The following is a 19650-nucleotide window of genomic DNA, read 5'->3' as shown; positions in this document are numbered from 1 at the left end:
ACTGCCAGTCCGCACATCGAACCATTTCATCGATCGATATGACCGCGCGCAGGCATTTCCAGCGCGCGACGTTCGCAGTCCGCGCGATGCGTTCGCCGCAGCAGGCGCGCCGGACGCGATCGCGGCGCACCTGCCGGGCCGGCGGCAACGCACATTACAAATCGGCCGCACAGCGAATTACAAACCACGGATCGGCCGTTCATCGACGCGGCCGTCGTCAATAGCATCGTGATCCTCACAAACGTACTGATAACAACAGAGGATGGTCATGATCAAAAAAACGGTGGTACTGGGTTTGGTGTCGATCGGTTCGGTCAGTGTGCATGCGCAGAGTTCGGTCACGTTGTACGGCGTGGTCGACGCCGGCATCGCGTATACGAACAACCAGGGCGGCGCGAGCAACATCCAGCAGACGAGCGGCAAGCTGAGCGGCAGCCGCTGGGGCCTGAAAGGCGCGGAGGATTTCGGCGGCGGCCTGCAGGCGGTCTTCACGCTGGAAGGCGGATTCCGGCCGAGCGACGGCGGGCTCGGCCAGGGCGGCCGCCTGTTCGGCCGCTCCGCGTACGTGGGTCTCGGCAAGAAAGGCCTCGGCACGCTGACGTTCGGCCGTCAGTACGAGCCGATCACCGATCTCGTCGCGCAGTATTCGGGAGCCGGTTTCTGGTCGCCGGCCACGCACGTGGGCGACAACGACAACCTGAACCAGAGCTTCCGGCTGAACAACGCGGTGAAATTCCGCAGCGACACGATCGCCGGCTTCACGGCCGACCTGCTCTATGCATTCAGCAACCAGGCCAATGGCGGCGCGGGCACCGGCTTCTCGAACAACAACGCGTGGGGCGCATCGGCGAACTACGTGAACGGTCCGCTGTCGGTCGGTGGCGGCTATGTGCGGCTCAATCACCCGAATGCGACGTCGAACACGAGCGGCGCGGTGGGCGGCGCGACCTCGACCACCGGCAACGACTACAGCGGCGCGTTCTTCTACGGGCTGAACGGCGGCGTACTGAAGCAGCAGATCGGCGCGGTCGGCGCGAACTACTCGCTGGGCCGCACGACGCTCGGCTTCGCATGGAGCCACACGCAGCTCGACTATCTCGACGGCTCGTCGCGCAAGTTCAACAACTACGACGTGAACGCGCGCTACCAGATCACGCCGGCGGCCACGCTGATCGGTGTCTATACGTTTACCGACGGGCGCGCCAGCGGCCTGCCGGGCACGAGCGGCCAGACGCTGAAACCGCGCTGGCACCAGTTCACGCTCGGGTTCGACTACGCGCTGTCGAAGCGCACCGACATCTATGTGTCGGGCATCTACCAGCTCGCGGCCGGTGATGCGAGCACCGCGACGTCGGGCGGTTATCGCAAGATCGCGGCGATCTCGAACATCGGCAGCGCGTCGTCGACGAACCGCCAGCTTGCGTTCGTCAGCGGGCTGCGCGTGAAGTTCTGACGACACGCGCGGCGGGCGGCGGGCGCGGCGCAATCGTCACGATAAGCAAAGCGGGAATCGTTGTTTGCCGCGCCCCGCCCGGTTGCCGAGAATGATCGTTTCCCCGCGCGCCACACGCGTTCGACCATGACCGATTCCCGTTTTCCTCCCCGTGCGCCGCGCCCCGGCCGGCGCGCGGCGCTACGCCAGTTGGCCGGCGGCTGGGCGGCGACGCTGCTGCCGGCCGGCGGCGCGCTCGCGAGCCCGCCGCTCGATGTGCCGCCGTGGACGCGCGCGCCCGGTGCGCCGCTGCTGTCGCCGCCGTACGGCGTGCCGGGGCCGCACCAACGCGACGTGATTCGCCGCAGCGCCCGCACGCCGGCGCTGCCCGGTTCCGGCTCGTCGATGACGCCGCTCGCCGACCTGTTCGGCGACATCACGCCGAACGGGCTCGTCTACGAGCGTCATCACGCGGGCGTGCCGGACATCGATGCGCAACGCCATCGCGTCGTCGTGCACGGCCTCGTGCGCGAGCCACGCGTCTTCACGGTCGACGACCTGCTGCGCTTCCCGTCCGAATCGCGAATCCACTTCCTCGAATGCTCGGGCAACACGGGCAGCGAATGGAACGGCCCGAGCGGGCTGCCGGTTCAGTTCACGCACGGGTTGCTGTCGTGCTGCGAATGGACCGGCGTCCGGCTGTCGACGCTGCTCGACGAGACGGGCATCGATCCCGCCGCACGCTGGCTGCTCGCCGAAGGCGCGGACGGCGCGGCGATGACGCGCAGCCTGCCGCTCGACCGGATCCTCGAGCGCGCGCTGGTCGTCTATGCGCAGAACGGCGAACGGCTGCGTCCGGAGAACGGCTACCCGGTGCGGCTGATCGTGCCGGGATTCGAAGGCAACACGAACATCAAGTGGCTGCGACGGCTGAAACTGGTGCGTGCGCCGGAGATGACGCGCGAGGAAACGTCGAAATACACGAATCTGCTGCCGGATGGCTGTGCGCGCCAGTTCGTGTTCGAGATGGATGCGAAGTCGGTCATCACGCGGCCGTCGGCCGGCCATCGGCTCCCCGCGCACGGCTATTACCCGATCAGCGGCTACGCGTGGTCGGGCCGCGGCCGGATTCGCGCCGTCGACGTGTCGACCGACGGCGGTCGCACCTGGCGCCCCGCACGGCTCGCCGGCGACGTCCGCGACCGTGCGTTGACGCGCTTCGAGGCCGACTGGGTATGGCGCGGCGAGCCGGCCGACCTGCAAAGCCGTGCGACCGACGACACCGGCTACGTGCAGCCGACCCGCGACGCGCTCGTCGCCGCGCGCGGGCTGAACTCGCAGTACCACTACAACGGCATCCAGAACTGGCGCATCGGCGCGGACGGCGAGGTGCGCAATGCGTAAGCTGCTTGCTTGCCTGCTTGCGACCGGCGCGATGACGTCGGGCGCGTTCGGCGCCCGCTTCGGCCTCGGACAGCCGATCGACCGCGCGGCGCTCGCCGCGTGGGACATCGACGTCGCGCCGGACGGCGGCGGCCTGCCGCCCGGCGCGGGCACGGTCGCACGCGGCGGCCGCGTGTTCGCGGACAAATGCGCGATGTGTCACGGCGTCGGCGGCGAAGGCGGCGTCGGCGATCCGCTCGTCGGTGGCGCCGGCTCGCTCACGAGCGCGAAGCCCAAGAAGACGGTCGGCAGCTACTGGCCCTACGCGACGACGCTGTTCGACTACATTCGCCGGGCGATGCCGTACAACGCGCCGCAATCGCTGAGCGCGGACGACGTCTATGCGGTCACCGCATACGTCCTCCACCTGAACGGCATCGTGTCCAGCGACGCCCGGCTCGACGCGCGCACGCTGCCGCGCGTGCGGATGCCGAACCGTGACGGCTTCGTGCCCGATCCGAGGCCGGGCAAGCTATGACGTGTCCCGCTTCGCTTGCCCGATCGAGCGGCCCACCCGCGCGAGTCGCGTCGCGCTTTTCAGCAAGGACCCCGTGATGAGCGATCCCTCCGTCGCCGCCCCGCTCGCATCGTCGCCGTTCGTCGACGTTCGTTCGCCGGCGGACTTCCCCGACAGCCCCGTGTCGCGCACCCTCTCGCAGCCGCTGATGCTCGGGCTGTTCCTGCCGATCCAGGCTGGCGGATGGAGCGCGTCGACGCTGCCGCGCTCGACCGACTGGACGTTCGACTACAACGCCGAGCTGGTCGCGCGCGCCGAGGCGCTCGGTTTCGATCTCGTGTTCGCGCTGTCGCAATGGCTGCCCAAAGGCGGCTACGGCGGCGTGTTCGACGGCCACGCGCTCGACTCGTTCATGACGCTGGCCGCGCTGACGGCGCGCACCGAGCGGATCATCCTCGTCGCGACGAGCCACGTGCTCTACGGGCCGTGGCATCCGCTGCATTTCGCGAAATTCACCGCGACGCTCGACCACATTTCGCGCGGACGCTGGGGCATCAACGTGGTGACCGGCCACCGCGCGATCGAACACGAGATGTTCGGCTGGAACCGGATCGAACACGACCGGCGCTACGAGATGGCCGCGGAATTCCTCGACGCGGTCCAGCAGTTGTGGGCGCAACCGGACAATTTCAGCTATACGCCCGAACTGTCGAGCTGGCGGCTCGGCGGCGCATTCGTGACGCCGAAGCCGCGCTACGGCCGCCCGCTGCTGATCAACGCGACGGGTTCCGACGCCGGTATCGCGTTCGCCGCACGCTATTCGGACATCGTGTTCGTCACGAGCCCGGCCGGCCCCGACGCCGAACGCGCGATCGACGCGCTGCCCGCCCATACCGCCCGCGTGAAGGCGGCCGCCGCCGCGCGCGGTCGCACGATCCGCACGCTGCTCAATCCGCTCGTGATCTGCCGCGAGACGGCGGCCGAAGCACGCGCGTACCGCGACGCGATCGTCGCGCATGCGGACGAAGGCAGCTTCCACCGCTTCGACAGCGACGCGCACGCGTGGCGCGGCGGGTTCGAGCAGCGTGCGCAGGCCGCCGCGCGCGCGATCGGCGGCAACATCTCGATCACCGGCTCGCCTGAGGAAGTCGCCGACACCATCGTGCGGCTGCACCGCGCGGGCATCGACGGCATCCAGTTGAGTTTCTACGACTTCAAGCCCGATCTCGACTTCTTCGGCGAGCGCGTGCTGCCGCTGCTGCGCGAAGCCGGCTTGCGGCGTTGAAGTCGGCGCTGCAACGCGGCGCGACGGCGTAGCAGCAACCGCCCGCGGCCGTCGTCAGAACACGCGCCCTTCGGTCAGGTGCGTCGTCACGCCGTTCAACACGTAATCACCCACCACGCGCGCCTTGTGCAGCAACGGGTTGTGACTGAAGATCGTGCGCAGGTTGCGCCAATGGCGATCGAAGTTGTGCTCGCGCGCCGTTGCCGACGCGCCGCCCACTTCGAACAGCCGCTCGGCCGCATGCAGCGCGAGCTTGCTGACGATCAGTTGCGTGCGTGCGGTCGCGAGGGCGCTGTCGAGCACGAGCGTATCCGCATCGGCGGCGCCCGCCTCGATCGCATCGGCGGAACGGTCGAGCGCACGCGCGTTTTCTCGCACGAGCGCGTCGATCGCATGGCTGTGCGCGGACAGCTCGCCGACGATCTGCTGGATGAAGTGATCGTCGCGCGCGGTCGCCGCCGGGCTGTGCAGCGCGGGACGACCATGCGCGAGCACGTAGCGGCGCGCATCGGCCACCACGTTGCGCACGATGCCCGCGCCGGTCGCGACCAGATGCAACTGCCGCAGCGCGCCGCAATGCCGGCCGACGAGCGTCGACCCGTCGCGTGGAGCGACTTCGTCCGCGAACACCTGCACGTCGTTCAGCACCAGGCTGCCGCTCGCGGTCATGCGCTGGCCCATGCCGTCCCAGTCGTCGAGCACCTGCAGGCCGTCGCGCGCCACCGGAACGATCACGGCGAGCGCGTCGCCCTGCTCGTTCTCCACGTTGATGCGCGCGAAATCGGCAAACGCGGTGCCCGTCGAATAGTATTTGCGACCCGTCACGCGATGGTGATCGCCGTCGCGGCGCAGCACGGTCGTGTTCTCGCCCGGGCGCGACGTGCCGCGTTCGGTCGACGCGCCGCCGAAGATCGCGCCGGCCAGCACACGCTCGAGCTGCACGTCGTTGAACGCCGTACGCGGCGACAGCCGCAGCGTCTCGGTCTGGTCGTAGTGGATGCGCAGCGCATGCGCGAGATTCGAATCGGCGGCCGCCAGCGTCGCGATCGCATCGAACAGGTCGACCAGCGTGCCGCCCAGGCCGCCGCGCGCGACCGGAATCCGCAGCGCACCCAGCGCCGAGCGCCGGAAGAGCGCGAAGCCGTCGAACGGCAGTTCGCGACGCGCCTCGCGCTGGGCGGCATCCTGCCCGATCGCAGTCGCGAGATCGGGCAGCGCGGCAAGCGCGTCGCGCAATGCGTCGCGCGGATCGACGGCATCACGGGCAGTCATTCGGCAGGTCCTTGTTCGGGCAGATCGGGGAATGTCGCGGCAGCGCGCGACGGGGCGTACGTTACACGCCGTCCGCTGAGTATAGGGACGCACCCGGCGCGCGTGAAAAGCCGATTTCAGCTTACGTTATGCCCGCGCCGGGATTGATCGCGGACGGGCGCGTCAGTGCTGAATCCCCCAGCGCCGCACGGTCGCGCGTTCGAGCGTATCGAACACGAGGTTCTCGACCAGCAGCCCGATCACGATGACGGCCGCGAGGCCCGCGAACACGCGGTCCGTGTACAGCTCGTTGCGGTTCTGGAAGATGTACCAGCCGAGGCCGCCCTGCCCCGCGCTCGCGCCGAACACGAGCTCGGCCGCGATCAGCGTGCGCCACGCGAAGGCCCAGCCGACGCGCAGGCCCGACAGGATCGACGGCAGCGCGGCCGGCACGAGGATCAGCGCGATCTGGCGCAGGCCCGTGAGCCCATAGTTGCGCCCGGCCATTTTCAGCGTGGCGGGCACGCCGACGAAACCGGTATAGATGCTGAGCGCGAGCGGCCACAGCACCGCATGCACGAGCACGAACAGCAGGCTGCCGGTGCCGAGCCCGAACCACAGCAGCGCGATCGGCAGCAACGCGATCGACGGCAGCGGATTGAACATCGACGTGAGCATCGTCAGCAGATCGCGGCCGATGCGCGTGGATACCGCCAGCGACGTCAGCGCGAACGCCAGCAGCACGCCCAGCGCATAGCCGCGCAGCAGCACCGACATCGAGATGCCGGTCTTGACCAGCAGTTCACCCGACTCGATGCCCTGCACGAACGCGGCCAGCGTCGCGCCGAAGGTCGGGACGAGCAGATCGTTCGCGACGATGCGCGCGACGATCTCCCACACGGCGATCAGCACGAGCGCGATGACGCCGCGGCGAAACCACGTGGCACCGGCGATGCGGCGCGACAGCGGCGCCGGCGCCGCGCGTTCGGCGTCGGGCAGCGGGTCGAGCGGACGCGTGTATTCGGCGCGCACGGGCGGCAGCGGCGGCAGGACCGGATCGATCGTACTCATGATGCGGCGTCCTCCGTCGTCGGTACGTGCGGTGCGTCGGTGTCGAACAGCAGGCGGTGGATCCGCGCGACGTGGTCGCGGAAGTCGCCGGTGTCGACGTTGTCGAGCGAATGCTCGTGACTGTTGAGTTCCGCCCGCACGCGGCCCGGATGCGGCGACAGCAGCAGAATCCGGTTGCCGACCACGAGCGCCTCCTCGATCGAGTGCGTGACGAACAGCAGCGTGAAGCGGAATTCGTCCCACAGCCGCAGCAGTTCCTCCTGCATCTTGCGGCGCGTGAGCGCGTCGAGCGCGGCGAACGGCTCGTCCATCAGCAGCACGCGCGGCTGCATCGCCAGTGCCCGTGCAATCGCGACGCGCTGCTTCATGCCGCCCGACAGCGTATGCGGATAGGCATCGGCAAACGCGCTCAGGCCGACCTTGTCGAGATAGTGCAGCGCGCGCTCGCGGGCTTCGGCGCGCGACAGCTTCGCAGCGGCGCGCAACGGAAACGCGACGTTCTCGACGACCGTCTTCCACGGCGGCAACTGGTCGAACTCCTGGAACACGACGACGCGGTCGGGCCCCGGCCCGCGCACGGGCCGGCCGTCGAGCGCGATCGAACCCGAGACGGGCTCGATGAAGCCGGCGATCGCCTTCAGCAACGTCGACTTCCCGCACCCCGACGGGCCGAGCAGCACGAAGCGGTCGCTGCCGTACACGTCGAAGCTCACCTGATGCGTCGCGCGCACGATCCGCGCGCCGCTGCGGTATTCGAGGCTGACCTCGTCGATGGCGAGCAGGCGTTCGCTGTGCGCGCCGGCCTGCGCGGCATGCGCCGCCGGCCGCCCGGCGGCACCTGCATCGGATGCGGCGGACGCGGCCGGCGACGCGCCGCTGCGTGCCGTATACGGCGGAAACCAGGTTCGGGGAGAAGTGGCGTTCACGATCGAATCTCTTGCGGGAAAAGCATCAACATACGGCCAGGCGTCGTGCGGACCAACCATCGATTGCGCATATCGAAACCGCGCCGCCGCATAAGCGTCGATCGCGGCGTCGCAGCGTCGACGCCGCTCAACTGCCGCCGGCCGTCGCGGGATCGTCGAAGAAGTAGTCGCGCCACGACTTCGGTTCGTTGCGGATCGCACCGGTGCGATGCATGAACTGCGCGAGCGGCAGCGTGTTCTGCGGCGCGGTCTTGAACTGCACCTGCGGATTGCGCAGGATCTTCAGCAGCAGCGCGCGATCGATCTTCGACCCGTTCACGCGAATATAGGTATCGGCCGCGCGCTCCGGGTCGGCCGCGATCTGCCGTGCGGCGTCGGCCAGCGCGGCGACGAACGCGCGGTAGGTCTTCGGGTTGTCGTCGCGGAATTTCTCGGTCGCGTACAGCACCGTCGCGGAGCTCGGGCCGCCCAGCACGTCATAGGAATTCAGCACGATGTGCGCGTTCGGGTTGCCGGCGAGCTCCTGTTCCTGGAACGGCGGATTGCCGAAATGGCCGGTGATCACGTTGCTGTTCGCAAGAATCGCGGCCGTCGCATCGGGGTGCGGGATCGCCTGCGTGAACGCGTCGAGCTTGTCGAACTGCTTGTCGCCCCACTGCTTCGCCGCGGCGTACTGCAGCACGCGCGACTGCACCGACACGCCGACCGCCGGCACCGCGATGCGGTCCTTCGCGCTCAGGTCGGCGATCGTCTTCACGTTCGGGTTGCTGCTGACGAGGTAGTACGGGAAATTGCCGAGCGACGCGACGCCCTTCACGTTCTGCCGGCCGCGCGTTCGGTCCCACACGGTCAACAGCGGCCCGACGCCCGCGCCCGCGACGTCGACCGCGCCGGACAGCAGCGCGTCGTTCACGGCCGCGCCGCCCGACAGCCGCACCCAGTCGACCTTGATGTCGAGGCCGGCCTTGCGCCCTTCCTTCTCGATCAGTTGCTGGTCGCGCGCGACGTTCAGCATCAGGTAGACGACGCCGAACTGCTCGGCGATGCGGATGCGGCCCTCCGCGTGCGCGGCTTGCGGGATGACCGCGCCCGCGAAGGCGAGCGCGGCGGTGAGCGTGGCCGCCAGCGCGCGACGCGCCGGCAAGAACGAGAACGACATCGGAACTCCGGTCAGGAAGGGGCGGAAATGAATGACGGGGGCGTGCGGTTCAGAAAGGCGCGTCGCCTTCGATCGTCGTGCGGTACAGCTTGCGGCGCAGGTGGTCGGGCGTGCCGGCGGCGAGATGCATCAGCGAACGGTTGTCCCAGAACACCAGATCGTGGTCGCGCCATGCGTGCCGATACAGGTGCTCGGCGCGCACGCTGTGTGTGAACAGTTCGTCGAGCAGCGCGCGGCTTTCGTCTTCCGGCAGCCCGACGATGCGCGTCGTGAAATGCTCGCTGACGAACAGCGCCTTGCGGCCGGTTTCCGGATGCGTGCGCACGACCGGATGCACGACCGCGGCGACCTGCGCGATCTGCTCGGGCGACAGGTTGGGCCGCCACGGGCTGCGCGCCTGCAGTTCCGCATAGCGCGCGAGATACGTATGCTCGGCGCGCCGCCCTTCGACCGCGCGGCGCAGGTGGGCCGGCAGCGTGTCCCACGCGAGATGCATGTTCGCGAACAACGTGTCGCCGCCTTCGGCCGGCAGCTCCTGCGCGTGCAACAGCGAGCCGAGGCTCGGTTTTTCCTTGTACGACAGGTCGGAGTGCCAGAAATGGCCGGCATCGCCGAGCCCGACCGGTTTGCCGTTCTCGACGATGTTCGACACGATCAGCACTTCCGGGTGACCGGCCAGCGCGAACTGGTGCAGCACGTGAATCTGCAGCGGGCCGAAGCGGCGGCTGAATGCGATGTGCTCGTCCGGCGTGATGCGCTGATCGCGAAACACCAGCACGTGGTGATCGAGATGCGCACGATGGATGCGCGCGAAATCGTCGGCGTCGAGCGGTTGCGACAGGTCGAGGCCGATCACCTCGGCGCCGAGCGGCGCGTCGAACGGCACGATGTCGAAATGCTGCGCCGCGCCGTCCGGCCGCAAGGCGGGATGCCCGGCGGAAAGCGTTGCGGCGTCGCGGATGGCGGTAGTCGTCACGGCACGGCCCCTGATTCGGTCAAAACGCGAATCTACGAGTGCGTGCCGGCGTGCGTCAACGAAGCGATTCGGATACGTTTATCTGCTGCGGTGATAAAGATGGCTGCTCGCGCATACGGCGCCGATCGGGCGTAAAATGGGCGCGGAGTCGTCCGACCGGCGCCGATGACCAAAGGGTCCGCCCGCACCCTGCCGCATCGCCCTGCACCGCGAGCCGACTATGGCTGCCCTGCACCGCCCGACGCACCATAGATCTGCCCGGTCACGTAGCTCGAACGCGACGAAAGCAGTTCGACATAGATCGATGCGATCTCGGCCGGTTGTCCCGGCCGCCCCATCGGCACCTGCTCGCCGAATTTCTCGACGTTGTGTGTCGTCTGTCCGCCGCTGACCTGCAGCGGCGTCCAGAATGGCCCCGGCGCAACGCCGTTGACGCGGATGCCGCGCTGGATCATCTGCTTGGCGAGCCCCTTCGTGAAATTCGCGATCGCCGCTTTCGTCATCGCGTAGTCCAGCAGGTTCGCGGACGGATCGTACGCATTGACCGACGTCGTGTTGACGATCGCCGAACCGGCCGGCATGTGCGGAATGGCGGCCCGCGTGATCCAGAACATCGCATAAAGATTGGTGCGCAGCGTCCAGTCGAACTGCTCGGTGCTGATGTCGAGGATCGATTCGTGGCTCTGCTGGCGGGCCGCGTTGTTCACGAGGATGTCGAGCCCGCCGAGCGCGGCGACGGCCCGCTCGACGAGCCCGTTGCACGCGCCTTCGCTGCGGATGTCGACCGGCAGCGGCACGGCCTTGCGCCCCGCGCTGCGGATCAGGTCCACGACTTCGCGCGCATCGGGCTCCTCGTCGGGCAGATAGACGATCGCGACGTCCGCGCCTTCTCGTGCACAGGCGATCGCGACCGCGCGGCCGATGCCCGAGTCGCCACCGGTGATCAGCGCCTTGCGGCCGTCGAGCCGGCCGCTGCCGCGATAGCTGCGCTCGCCGTGATCGGGGCGCGGCGTCATCCGGCCCGCGAGGCCCGGCCACGGCTGGTGCTGCTGCGGAAACGGCGCATGCGGATAAAGCGTGCGCGGATCGCGCGGCGCAGGGTCGCCGGCGTCGGCCGGGCCGCCCGTCTGCGCAATCGTCGGCAGGGCGACGCTGGCGACCAGTCCGGCCGTCGTGCCCTGCACCCATTTGCGACGGGATTCGGAAACTTCGTCTGATGACATGATGGACTCCGGTGCGTGGTTGGCGGTGTGGAACCGGACGCGACCATTCGGCCGACGCGCGCGCTACAGCGGCCGCGGCCGATTTCCAGAATCGTCCGGCGCGTCGTGCTCGTCCGGCCACGGCTGGCCGGCCGGATCGCGCACCTCGGTCTGGCGCGGGTCGTCCGGCACGACCTTGCGTGCCTGATCGTCCGGAATCGTGTCGAGTTCGCCGCCGCCCGGCGCGTGGCCGGGGCGCGCGGTCGATTCGCCGCCGCCGGGGGTCGGGTTGCGCCGCTGCGGCGCGTCGGCCGCCTCACGCGCCGCGTCGGGCGACGCGGGATCCTGCCGTTGACTGTGCTCGGTCATGAATGACTCCCTGTCCGGATGAGGACTGCGTTGCGCCGCACCACGCCGCGACGGGCGATGCGGCAGCCTGCACCGCTTTCAGCAAGCGACATGCCGTCATCGGGCTGCGTCTGCGCACCGCCAGCCAGTCGATCCGCTACAGAAATTACAAGCGACGCGTCATCCGGCGCAGTCAGGACAGCGCACGCGGCCGTGCCGATGCGGAAACGAAACGCGGCACGCACGATGCTCGAAAGCGGCATGCCGGCTGCACGCCGGCACCCTTTCGATGCCGAGGAGGACGATCATGAGCGCGACGCACGCGACGAACGCGACACCGAACGACGAAGACATGACCGACACGCCGGACATTCCGCCGCCGGAGCCCGACGACGAGCGCCACGACGACCTGCCCGACTTGCCGGACCCGACCGAAGTGGGCGAGGACGGCTAACCGATCGCGCGAACCGTGCCGCCTGCCTGATTTTCGACACCGCCGGCCGGCGGCCCGCGCTTCACCGCGTGCGCCGCCTTTCGTGCGCGACCTCGCTGGTCGGCAACGCATCGACGTCCTGCAGCGGCTCGCCCGGAACGCGGCGCTTCGCGGCCTGGTCGGCCGGCAAATCCGCCGTCTGCTCGGCGCGCCCGTCCGCGCTGCTGCCCTGCGCATCGAGTTGCTGCTCGGCCCGCTGCCAGTATTCGTCGGCCCTGCCGTCCGGCGCGCCGTCCGCCTGCCACAGCTGGTACGCCCGCTCGCGAATCTGCGTTTCCCTGTCTTCGTCCATGTCGTTCTCCGTGTCTGCCATGGCCATCACCGATCCGGGCGCGACGGCGCCGATACCGCACCGAGCGTCGACGACATCGCGCCGTCCGCGGCGGTCGCCAGATCACCCAGCGCGACGATGCCGACCAGCCGCTTCTGCCGGTCGACCACCGGCACGCGACGAATCTGCGCGTCTTCCATCTTCTTTTGCACCGCCGAGATGTCGTCGTCCTCGTAGCACCAGTTCGCGGGCCCGCTGACGACGCCCTCGATCGATTCGTTCGGCGGCACGCCCATCGACACCGCGCGCACGACGATGTCGCGGTCCGTCAGCATGCCGATCAGCCGCGTGCCGTCGCACACGGGCAGCGCGCCGACGTTCAGGTCGCTCATCAGCTTGGCCGCATCGCGCAGGCTCTGCGTCGGGCCGATGGTCGCGGCGTCGCGCGTCATCACTTCCGATACACATGTCATGTTTCGCTCCTTGATAAGCCGCCCACGGCGGCCTGCGCAATGCAGCATCGCGCGTTCCGGCCGCCGCGCGCGTCAGTTCTCCGTCGAGCAGCGCACCGACGTCAGGCCGGCCGATTCGACGATCCGCATCAGTTGCTTCAGCATCACGTCGGCGCCGGCCGCTTCGCGCCACTGCACGAACAGTTCTTCCTGGCGCACCGCGCGCGCGGTCGTTTCGCAGAAGCTCTTCGTCCGGCACGTGAAACCCGCGTCGCGCAGCTTCGCGGCCAGTTGTTCACGTGCAGCCGAGCCGAGCGGATATTCGACCGTCACCAGCGCGGTCCGGACGCCCCGCAAGCGCCGCTCGACGAACCGCAGCGGCCAGACGACCAGCAGCGCGAGCACCAGCCCGAGCGCGCCGAGCGACAACTGGCCGCCGCCGATGCACAGCCCGATGACCGTCACGAACCACAGCGTCGCGGCCGTGGTGACGCCGGACACCAGGCCGTCGCGATGAAGGATCGCGCCGCCGCCGATGAAGCCCATCCCGGTCAGGATGCCGAGCGGCAGCCGCATCAGGTCGAGCACCGAGAACGCGCCCTCCGGCTTGCCCGCCTGCAGCAGCAGCGCATTGACCTGCAGCATCGACAGGCACGCGGCGAGACAGACGAGGATCGTCGTGCGCAGTCCGGCCGTCTTGCCGGATTCGCTGCGATCGAAGCCGATCAGGCCACCCGCGACGAGCGCCAGCCCGATCCTGACGAGAACGTCGTGCCACTGCAGTACGACCGGCATCGGTTCCATGCGCGCCTCCCGTGCGAATCGTCATGTGTCGGGGCGCGAACGCCGCCGACGACGCTTGCCGGTCGCAAGGCTCGGGCCTGCTTTCCGGGTAGGCGGCGGGTGTAGCAAGTCGGATGGGATTGTAGAAAGGGGCGTTCTGCGCACACTGTGCGTCAGCGGCGAAGGTGCCGGAGCTGTGCGCGGGATCGCCTGCCGCTGCTCGAGGCGCGGAACGGCGGCGGACGGATTGCCGCTGCGGGCATCCATCGGAGCCCTGTCCGGCGTGCCCGTCGGACGCGCGCACGCAGGCGCCGACGCCGTCTTTCTCCGTATCCGATCAGATACGGACCTCGCCTCCACCCTCCTTTTCTCACCGTCCGTTCCCAATCGGGAACGAAATCACGCCGCCGCTTATCGGAACACTCCATTCGTTCCCGCACGAATACGAATCACGGTCCAAGCCGGCGAGTTATGCAATACTGTTCCCGTTCGGATACGAAGCACGGAGAATGTCATGTCGGAGTCCCAATCCGTCGACACGATCGGCGCGCTCGCCCATTTCATTCGCGCGGCGCGAATCCAGCAGGGGTTCACCCGGGACGAACTCGCGAACGCGACCGGGCTGTCGCCGAAATTCATCAGCCAGGTGGAAGCCGGCAAGCCGACCGCACAAATCGGCAAGGTCATGCTGCTGCTGAGTGAGCTCGGCGTGCGGCTGTACGCCGAGTCGTCGATCGAGATTTCCGAAGCGACCGCGCTGAAGGCCACCCAACGCCGCAGGAGCAGCCATGGCGGCTAGAACGCTGATCGCGTCCGCTAACGGCGTGCGCATGGGCACGCTGGCCGACGACAAGGGGATCTGGTCGTTTGCGTACGACCCGCAATGGCTTGCGTCACCCACCGCGTATCCGCTGTCGCCGGCGTTCCCGCTCCGCGCAGACGTGTTCACCGACACGTCCACCGATCGCCCGGTCCAGTGGTTCTTCGACAATCTGCTGCCCGAGGAAGGCATGCGCACGTCGCTCGCGCGCGAGGCGAAGGTCGATGCGGCCGACGCGTGGGGCCTGCTCGCGTACTTCGGCCGCGAATCGGCCGGCGCGCTGACGCTGCTGACCGACGGCGAGCAGGAAACGCCCGGCGACCTGCAACCGCTGCCGCTCGACGAGCTCGAGCACCGGATCCAGGCGATGCCCGAGCGCGCGCTGACGGCCACCGCGCCCAAGCGCATGTCGGCGGCCGGCGCGCAGCAGAAACTGCTACTGGTGCTGCGCGGCGACGCGCCCGACCACGCGCTGTTCGAGCCGGTCGGCAGCGAACCGTCGATGCACCTGCTCAAACCCAACATGCGCGGCCGGCTATCCGCATTCGGCGATCAACGAGTTCTTCTGCATGCGGCTCGCGAAGAAGATGGGGCTCGACGTGCCCGACGTGCATTTCCTGCGCGCGCCGTCCGCCTGCTACGTGATCGACCGGTTCGACCGCGACGTCGCGTCCGAACGGGCCGCACGCGTGCATACGATCGACGCGATGCAGTTGCTCAACTACGACCGCGGTTTCAAGTACCAGCGAGCGAATGCGCAGGAGCTGGCCCGCGCGATCGACCGCACCAGCACGCGCGCGCTCACGCGTCTGTCGGTGTTCCGCTGGACCGTGTTCAACGTGGTGGTCGGCAATGCCGACGCGCACCTGAAGAATCTGTCGTTCTTCGTCGACGCGCGCGGCTACCGGCTCGCACCGTTCTACGACATCGTCAGCACGGTCGTGTATCACACGCCGACGCAACGGCCCGACCACCGCGGCGATCATTGGCCGCACTGCGAGCTGACGATGCCGCTCGGGAATGCGACGCGGTTCGCCGATATCGACACGAATGCGCTGGTCGCATTCGGTCATGCGCTAGGGCTCAGGGAGAAAGCGGCCACCAGCGAACTGCAGCGCTTTCTCGAGCCGCTCGATCGTCACGTCGGAGAGACGCTCGATGAAGTGCGAAACATCGCGCATCCGGACGCCGGGGAAATGCGGTTGCTGAATTCGATCGCCGCGATGCCGATCGCGGCGATGGGGCGCGCGCTGCGGCAGGCGCGCGGATAGGTTGCCGCGCGCGGGTGTCGTACCGCCGCCGATACCCGCGCGCCGCCCGGCCCGGCGAATACCTGGGCGTCAGCCCCGCCCCGCAAAGGCATCGACGCCCGTCGCCGCCGCGGACCACGCCCACAGCCGCGCCGCGTCCTCCGGATCGATCGCATGCGGCCGCACGCCCGATTCCTCGTGGCCGCGCATCACCGTCGCGACGTCGCAATCCTCGCAATAGACGCCGCCGAAACCGGCCAGGCGCGGCGACGTCGCCGCCCATACCTGGGTTGCCGCGCCCTGCGCGGGCGTCTTGAAAGTCGGATCGATAGGCACGCCGTGTTCGTCGACCCAGCCCTGCGCCATCATTTCCTCGCGCGTCAGATGACGCTGCAGCGGCGTCGCGATCTTGCCGGGATGCAGCGAATACGCGCGGACACCGAACGGCGCGCCGAGCACGTCGAGCTGCACCGCGAACAACGCGTTGGCCGTTTTCGACTGCCCGTACGCCAGCCATTTGTCGTACCCGCGCGTGAAATCGATATCGTCCCAGCGGATCGGCGACAGCCGGTGCCCGAGCGACGACACCGCGACCACGCGCGCGCCGTCGCCGTGCGCGATCGCCGGCCACAGCCGGTTGACGAGCGCGTAGTGACCGAGGTGATTGACGGCCAGCTGCGCTTCCCTTCCGTCGCCCAAGCGAGTCTCCGGGCACGCCATGATGCCCGCGCCGTTGATGACGATGTGCACGTCGCGCCGCGCGTCGACGAACCGCGCGGCGAATGCGGCCACGCTCGCGGCGTCCGCGAGATCGAGCGTCGCGATTTCCACGCCGTCGATGTCGCGCGTCGCCTCGCGCGCGGCCGCGACGCTCCGTGCGCCGACGACGACGTGCGCACCGGCCTGCGCCAGCGCCCGCGTGGTTTCGAGGCCGAGACCCGAATGGCCGCCCGTGACGATGGCGGTCTTGCCGTGCAGGTCGAGGCCGGCCAGGACGTCGCTCGCCGTCGAGGCGGCGTCGAATCCGGAATGAAGGGGATGCTGCCTGCTCGTCATCGAAGGCTCCAGGAACGGGGTGCGAAGCTCGAGGCCGCCCATCGGCCGCGTCACTGCACGAACCCATTCTCCGGCCGCGCATCCGGACTGTGAATGCAATAGAATCCGGTTTTTCGTCGAGATCGTCCGGGGATTGCGCGTGGACCCGCTATCGGAAGTGCTGTCGCTGCTGGAAACGCGCGACTCGTTTTTCACCGGCCTGCGGGCCGGCGGCCCGTGGGCGGTCGACCTGCCCCCGCCCGACGGAATCAAGTTCAACGCGGTGGTCGAAGGCAGTTGCTGGCTGACCGTCGACGGTGCGGGGCCACCTGTTCGGCTGCGTACGGGAGACTGCTTCCTGCTCGCCGCGCCCCGGGCATTTTCGCTGGCGAGCGATCCGTCGGTCGCGCCGGTGCCGGCCGCGGAAATCTATCGGCATATCGACCGCGGTATCGCGCACTATGGCGAGCCGGCCGACTGTTTTCTGATCGGCGGCCGCTTCGCGTACGAGGAACGCATGCCGCTGCTGCTCGGCAGCCTGCCGCCCGTGGTGATCGTGAGCGGCGATTCCGAACCGGCGGCGGTGCTGCGCTGGTCGCTGCAGCAACTCGCACGGGAATTCGGCGCGTCGTCGCCGGGCGGGTCGCTGATGATCCGGCATCTCGGACACATGATGCTCGTGCAGATCCTGCGGCGCTACGTGGACACCGGCGCGAACGGCGATGTCGGGTGGCTGGCCGGGCTCGCGGATGCGCGGGTCAGCGCGGCGCTGGCCGCGATTCACGCGGCGCCCGAGCGGCGCTGGACCGTCGACGCGCTGGCGGCCTGCTGCCACGTGTCGCGTTCGACGTTCGCGCTGCATTTCAAGCGGCGGCTCGGGTTCGGGCCGCTCGAATACGTGCTGCGCTGGCGGATCCAGCTGGCGATGCGCGAACTGCGCCGCTCGAACGCGTCGATCTCGACGATCGCGCAACGGCTCGGCTACGACTCGGATAGCGCGTTCGGCCATGCGTTCAAGCGGATCGTGGGCTGCTCGCCGCGCGCCTATCGTCATGACGTGACGAAGGAATCGGGCAACTAGCGTCGTGACTGCCTTCGTCGGGCTCGCGATGGCGCGACTCCGTCAACGCCATGCGTTCGTATCACGATCGTCGGGATAAGTATTCTTATCACAATGCACCGATTTATTTTCAAAACTCGGCCGCGTATCACTGCGCCGGTGCGCTGCCGCCGGTATGCCGCAATTCCCCGTCGATGTGCTGCGGCAGCCTCAGCAGGTTGAAGATCGGGCACACCGCTTCGACTGCCTGATGCAACGCGCGGATGGTCTCCGGCGGCTCCGGCGACACGATGTCGAGCGTATAGCGGATGTTGTGCGGGAATACCGGAACATGCTCGAACCCCGGCTGCTGCGCGAGCGGATGCTGGTCGCCGGTGACTTCGACTTCGATCGCATCGATCTTCAGGCCCCGCTCCGCGGCCTGGATCAACGTGATGTGCGTGAGGCAACTGCCGAGCACGCCGAGCTGCAGCTCCGGCGACGCGGGTCCGAGGTTGTAGCCCGCGAAATCGGGCGGGCTGTCGCTGATCACCTGGAAGTCGCGGATCCGGATCTCGCGCACACCGCTGCGGCCAAGCGCGCGCACGGTCGCCTTCAGTGGCGTCGCCTTGAAATCGGGATCGTTGCGGGCAGCCTGCTGCTTCGCGTGCCACGCATCGCGCTTGTGGGCGAGATAGTCGTTCAGGGTCGTCATGGTCAAGTCACGGGTAAGCGGCACGCACGCGACCGATCGGTTCGCTGCGTGCCGGGGCGATCAGTCGATCGCCGGAATCCAGGGGGCGGTTGCCGCGTCGCTCGCGCGGAACGCCGGAAACTTCGCGCCGAGTTCGGCCACGGTATGAATGTCGTTCTTCACGAGATCGTCGCGCGTGATCAGCGTCGGCTTGACCGCGATGCGCGCGCCCGGGTTTTGCCCGGCGACCAGCAGCGCCGCGGCCCGCACCGACACGGCGCCGACGACCGCCGGATTGGTCGCGGCCGTCGCGACCCACGCGCTGTTCGGTGCGCGGATCGCCTCGATGTCGGCCGTCGACACGTCCGCGCTGTAGATGCGGATTTTCGACGACAGCCGGGCCTCGTCGGCGGCGAGCTTCGCGCCGCGCGCGAATTCATCGTACGGCGCGAACACCACGCGAATGTCCGGATTCGCGCGATACACGGCCGCCGCCTGGTTCGCGACCGATTGCGCGATCGGGTTGTCGACGGTGCCCCAGCGCGCCTTTTCCTGCACCTTCGGATGCGCGCGCTTGAAATCGCGCCACGCGGCATCGCGGCGGTCGAGCGGCGCGAATCCTGCCACGTACACGTACCCGGCGGAGAACGCGTCGCCGTTGTCCTTCACGGCCTGATCGAGCAGCAGGTTCGCGAGGTCGCGATCGTTCTGCTCGATCTGCGGCACCTTCGGATTGGCGAGATCGACGTCGAACGCGACGACCTTGATCCCCTTGTCCAGCGCACGCTGAACGACGTCCTTCAGCGATTCCGGCAAGCCGTGATTGACGATGATCGCGGACACGCCGATGCTGATCGCCTGCTGGATCTGCTCGCGCTGCTCGGCCGCGTCCTGCCGGCCTTCGTAGATGCGCAGATCGACGCCGAGCGCGCGCGCCTGCTTCTGCGCGCCGGCTTCGTAGGCCTGGAAAAAATCGCCGGTCGACAGGTAGTTGACGAGCGCGATCTTCACGCCGCCCTTGTCGAACGGCGCGGGCGCGCCCTTGAGCGGGCCGGCGTGCGCGGTGGGCACACCGAGCGCGAGTGCGGCGCCCAATACGAGTGCACCGAGTTTCGGTTCGAGGCGCGACTTTCGGCGAAGCAACGAGCGCATGGCGTGTCTGTCTCCGTACAGGACGATATCGGCTCAATCTATCAGCGCGGCACGCGAACTCAAACCGACCGATTCGGCAATCGATATTACTTTGGATAACAAACGGTTCAG

The 19650-nt window shown here is 68.5% G+C and carries 20 protein-coding genes and 1 pseudogene; 8 read left to right on the top strand and 13 right to left on the bottom strand.

Features of this window, described 5'->3' with window-relative positions; translation table 11 throughout:
• Positions 1–268 precede the first annotated feature (268 nt).
• The 4 genes from DFS13_RS23010 to DFS13_RS22995 all read left to right on the top strand — a co-directional run bounded on the left by DFS13_RS23010 (position 269) and on the right by DFS13_RS22995 (position 4617).
• Entirely contained in the window at positions 269–1453 is a 1185-nt protein-coding gene (locus DFS13_RS23010) for a porin (RefSeq protein WP_111442192.1), read from the top strand.
• A 126-nt stretch (positions 1454–1579) separates the two neighbouring features.
• The gene (gene soxC, locus DFS13_RS23005; RefSeq protein ID WP_111442174.1) at positions 1580–2836 is read left to right on the top strand and encodes a sulfite dehydrogenase; all 1257 of its coding nucleotides are present in this window, start codon (positions 1580–1582) and stop codon (positions 2834–2836) included.
• Positions 2829–3353, top strand: a complete 525-nt coding sequence (locus tag DFS13_RS23000) for a c-type cytochrome (protein ID WP_111442173.1) — start codon at positions 2829–2831, stop codon at positions 3351–3353. Before soxC ends, DFS13_RS23000 begins: the two co-directional genes overlap by 8 nt.
• A 76-nt stretch (positions 3354–3429) precedes the next feature.
• A complete protein-coding gene (locus tag DFS13_RS22995) occupies positions 3430–4617 on the top strand; it encodes an LLM class flavin-dependent oxidoreductase (protein WP_048987293.1) in 1188 nt (395 codons plus the stop codon).
• Positions 4618–4671: 54 nt separating this feature from the next.
• On the opposite strand, the gene DFS13_RS22990 is transcribed toward DFS13_RS22995, so the two are convergent.
• From DFS13_RS22990 to DFS13_RS22960, 7 genes are all read right to left on the bottom strand, one after another.
• Positions 4672–5889 carry an acyl-CoA dehydrogenase family protein gene (locus DFS13_RS22990; protein ID WP_006498211.1) on the bottom strand — a complete coding sequence of 406 codons (1218 nt, stop codon included), beginning with the start codon at positions 5887–5889 and terminating at the stop codon, positions 4672–4674.
• Between the two features lie 162 nt (positions 5890–6051).
• Positions 6052–6939 (bottom strand): ABC transporter permease, encoded by an 888-nt coding sequence (locus tag DFS13_RS22985; protein ID WP_006487501.1) that lies wholly within the window; start codon positions 6937–6939, stop codon positions 6052–6054.
• Positions 6936–7925, bottom strand: a complete 990-nt coding sequence (locus tag DFS13_RS22980; RefSeq protein ID WP_006498212.1) for an ABC transporter ATP-binding protein — start codon at positions 7923–7925, stop codon at positions 6936–6938. The genes DFS13_RS22985 and DFS13_RS22980 overlap by 4 nt, the downstream gene beginning before the upstream one ends.
• A 67-nt stretch (positions 7926–7992) precedes the next feature.
• Positions 7993–9024 (bottom strand): ABC transporter substrate-binding protein, encoded by a 1032-nt coding sequence (locus DFS13_RS22975; RefSeq protein ID WP_006487511.1) that lies wholly within the window; start codon positions 9022–9024, stop codon positions 7993–7995.
• A gap of 49 nt (positions 9025–9073) precedes the next feature.
• Positions 9074–10000, bottom strand: coding sequence for a TauD/TfdA family dioxygenase (locus DFS13_RS22970; protein WP_006493985.1), 927 nt, complete (start codon positions 9998–10000; stop codon positions 9074–9076).
• A 218-nt stretch (positions 10001–10218) separates the two neighbouring features.
• Positions 10219–11223: an SDR family oxidoreductase gene (locus DFS13_RS22965; protein ID WP_006498215.1), complete on the bottom strand. Its 1005-nt coding sequence runs from the start codon at positions 11221–11223 to the stop codon at positions 10219–10221.
• A 63-nt stretch (positions 11224–11286) separates the two neighbouring features.
• Complete coding sequence (locus DFS13_RS22960) at positions 11287–11571, bottom strand: hypothetical protein (RefSeq protein WP_012493736.1); 285 nt, start codon at positions 11569–11571, stop codon at positions 11287–11289.
• A gap of 286 nt (positions 11572–11857) precedes the next feature.
• Between DFS13_RS22960 and DFS13_RS40370 the strand changes: the two genes are divergently transcribed.
• Positions 11858–12004: a hypothetical protein gene (locus DFS13_RS40370; RefSeq protein ID WP_006489171.1), complete on the top strand. Its 147-nt coding sequence runs from the start codon at positions 11858–11860 to the stop codon at positions 12002–12004.
• Positions 12005–12065: 61 nt separating this feature from the next.
• Here DFS13_RS40370 and DFS13_RS22955 read toward each other — a convergent pair whose 3' ends face one another.
• The 3 genes from DFS13_RS22955 to DFS13_RS22945 all read right to left on the bottom strand — a co-directional run bounded on the left by DFS13_RS22955 (position 12066) and on the right by DFS13_RS22945 (position 13570).
• Positions 12066–12335 (bottom strand): DUF2934 domain-containing protein, encoded by a 270-nt coding sequence (locus tag DFS13_RS22955; protein ID WP_171984009.1) that lies wholly within the window; start codon positions 12333–12335, stop codon positions 12066–12068.
• A gap of 26 nt (positions 12336–12361) precedes the next feature.
• Positions 12362–12787, bottom strand: a complete 426-nt coding sequence (locus DFS13_RS22950; protein ID WP_006489155.1) for a CBS domain-containing protein — start codon at positions 12785–12787, stop codon at positions 12362–12364.
• 72 nt (positions 12788–12859) lie between these two features.
• A complete protein-coding gene (locus DFS13_RS22945; protein WP_034203575.1) occupies positions 12860–13570 on the bottom strand; it encodes an MgtC/SapB family protein in 711 nt (236 codons plus the stop codon).
• Between the two features lie 493 nt (positions 13571–14063).
• On the opposite strand from DFS13_RS22945, the gene DFS13_RS22940 reads away from it, so the two are divergent.
• Both DFS13_RS22940 and DFS13_RS22935 read left to right on the top strand, forming a co-directional pair.
• A complete protein-coding gene (locus tag DFS13_RS22940) occupies positions 14064–14348 on the top strand; it encodes a helix-turn-helix transcriptional regulator (RefSeq protein WP_006489165.1) in 285 nt (94 codons plus the stop codon).
• Positions 14338–15640, top strand: a pseudogene (locus tag DFS13_RS22935) (HipA domain-containing protein). The gene DFS13_RS22940 and the pseudogene DFS13_RS22935 overlap by 11 nt, the downstream one beginning before the upstream one ends.
• A 69-nt stretch (positions 15641–15709) precedes the next feature.
• Here DFS13_RS22935 and DFS13_RS22930 read toward each other — a convergent pair.
• Positions 15710–16675, bottom strand: coding sequence for an SDR family NAD(P)-dependent oxidoreductase (locus DFS13_RS22930; protein ID WP_111442191.1), 966 nt, complete (start codon positions 16673–16675; stop codon positions 15710–15712).
• A 139-nt stretch (positions 16676–16814) separates the two neighbouring features.
• On the opposite strand from DFS13_RS22930, the gene DFS13_RS22925 reads away from it, so the two are divergent.
• Complete coding sequence (locus tag DFS13_RS22925) at positions 16815–17735, top strand: AraC family transcriptional regulator (protein WP_060214315.1); 921 nt, start codon at positions 16815–16817, stop codon at positions 17733–17735.
• 127 nt (positions 17736–17862) lie between these two features.
• On the opposite strand, the gene DFS13_RS22920 is transcribed toward DFS13_RS22925, so the two are convergent.
• Both DFS13_RS22920 and DFS13_RS22915 read right to left on the bottom strand, forming a co-directional pair.
• Positions 17863–18408 (bottom strand): OsmC family protein, encoded by a 546-nt coding sequence (locus DFS13_RS22920; RefSeq protein WP_006498228.1) that lies wholly within the window; start codon positions 18406–18408, stop codon positions 17863–17865.
• A gap of 60 nt (positions 18409–18468) precedes the next feature.
• Complete coding sequence (locus DFS13_RS22915) at positions 18469–19539, bottom strand: substrate-binding domain-containing protein (protein WP_111442172.1); 1071 nt, start codon at positions 19537–19539, stop codon at positions 18469–18471.
• Positions 19540–19650: the final 111 nt, after the last annotated feature.

Source organism: Burkholderia sp. 28_3, assembly GCF_003253915.1.
GTDB lineage: Bacteria > Pseudomonadota > Gammaproteobacteria > Burkholderiales > Burkholderiaceae > Burkholderia > Burkholderia cenocepacia.
The sequence above is the reverse complement of the archived record's forward strand: the minus strand, read 5'-3'. Positions and strand labels throughout refer to the sequence as shown.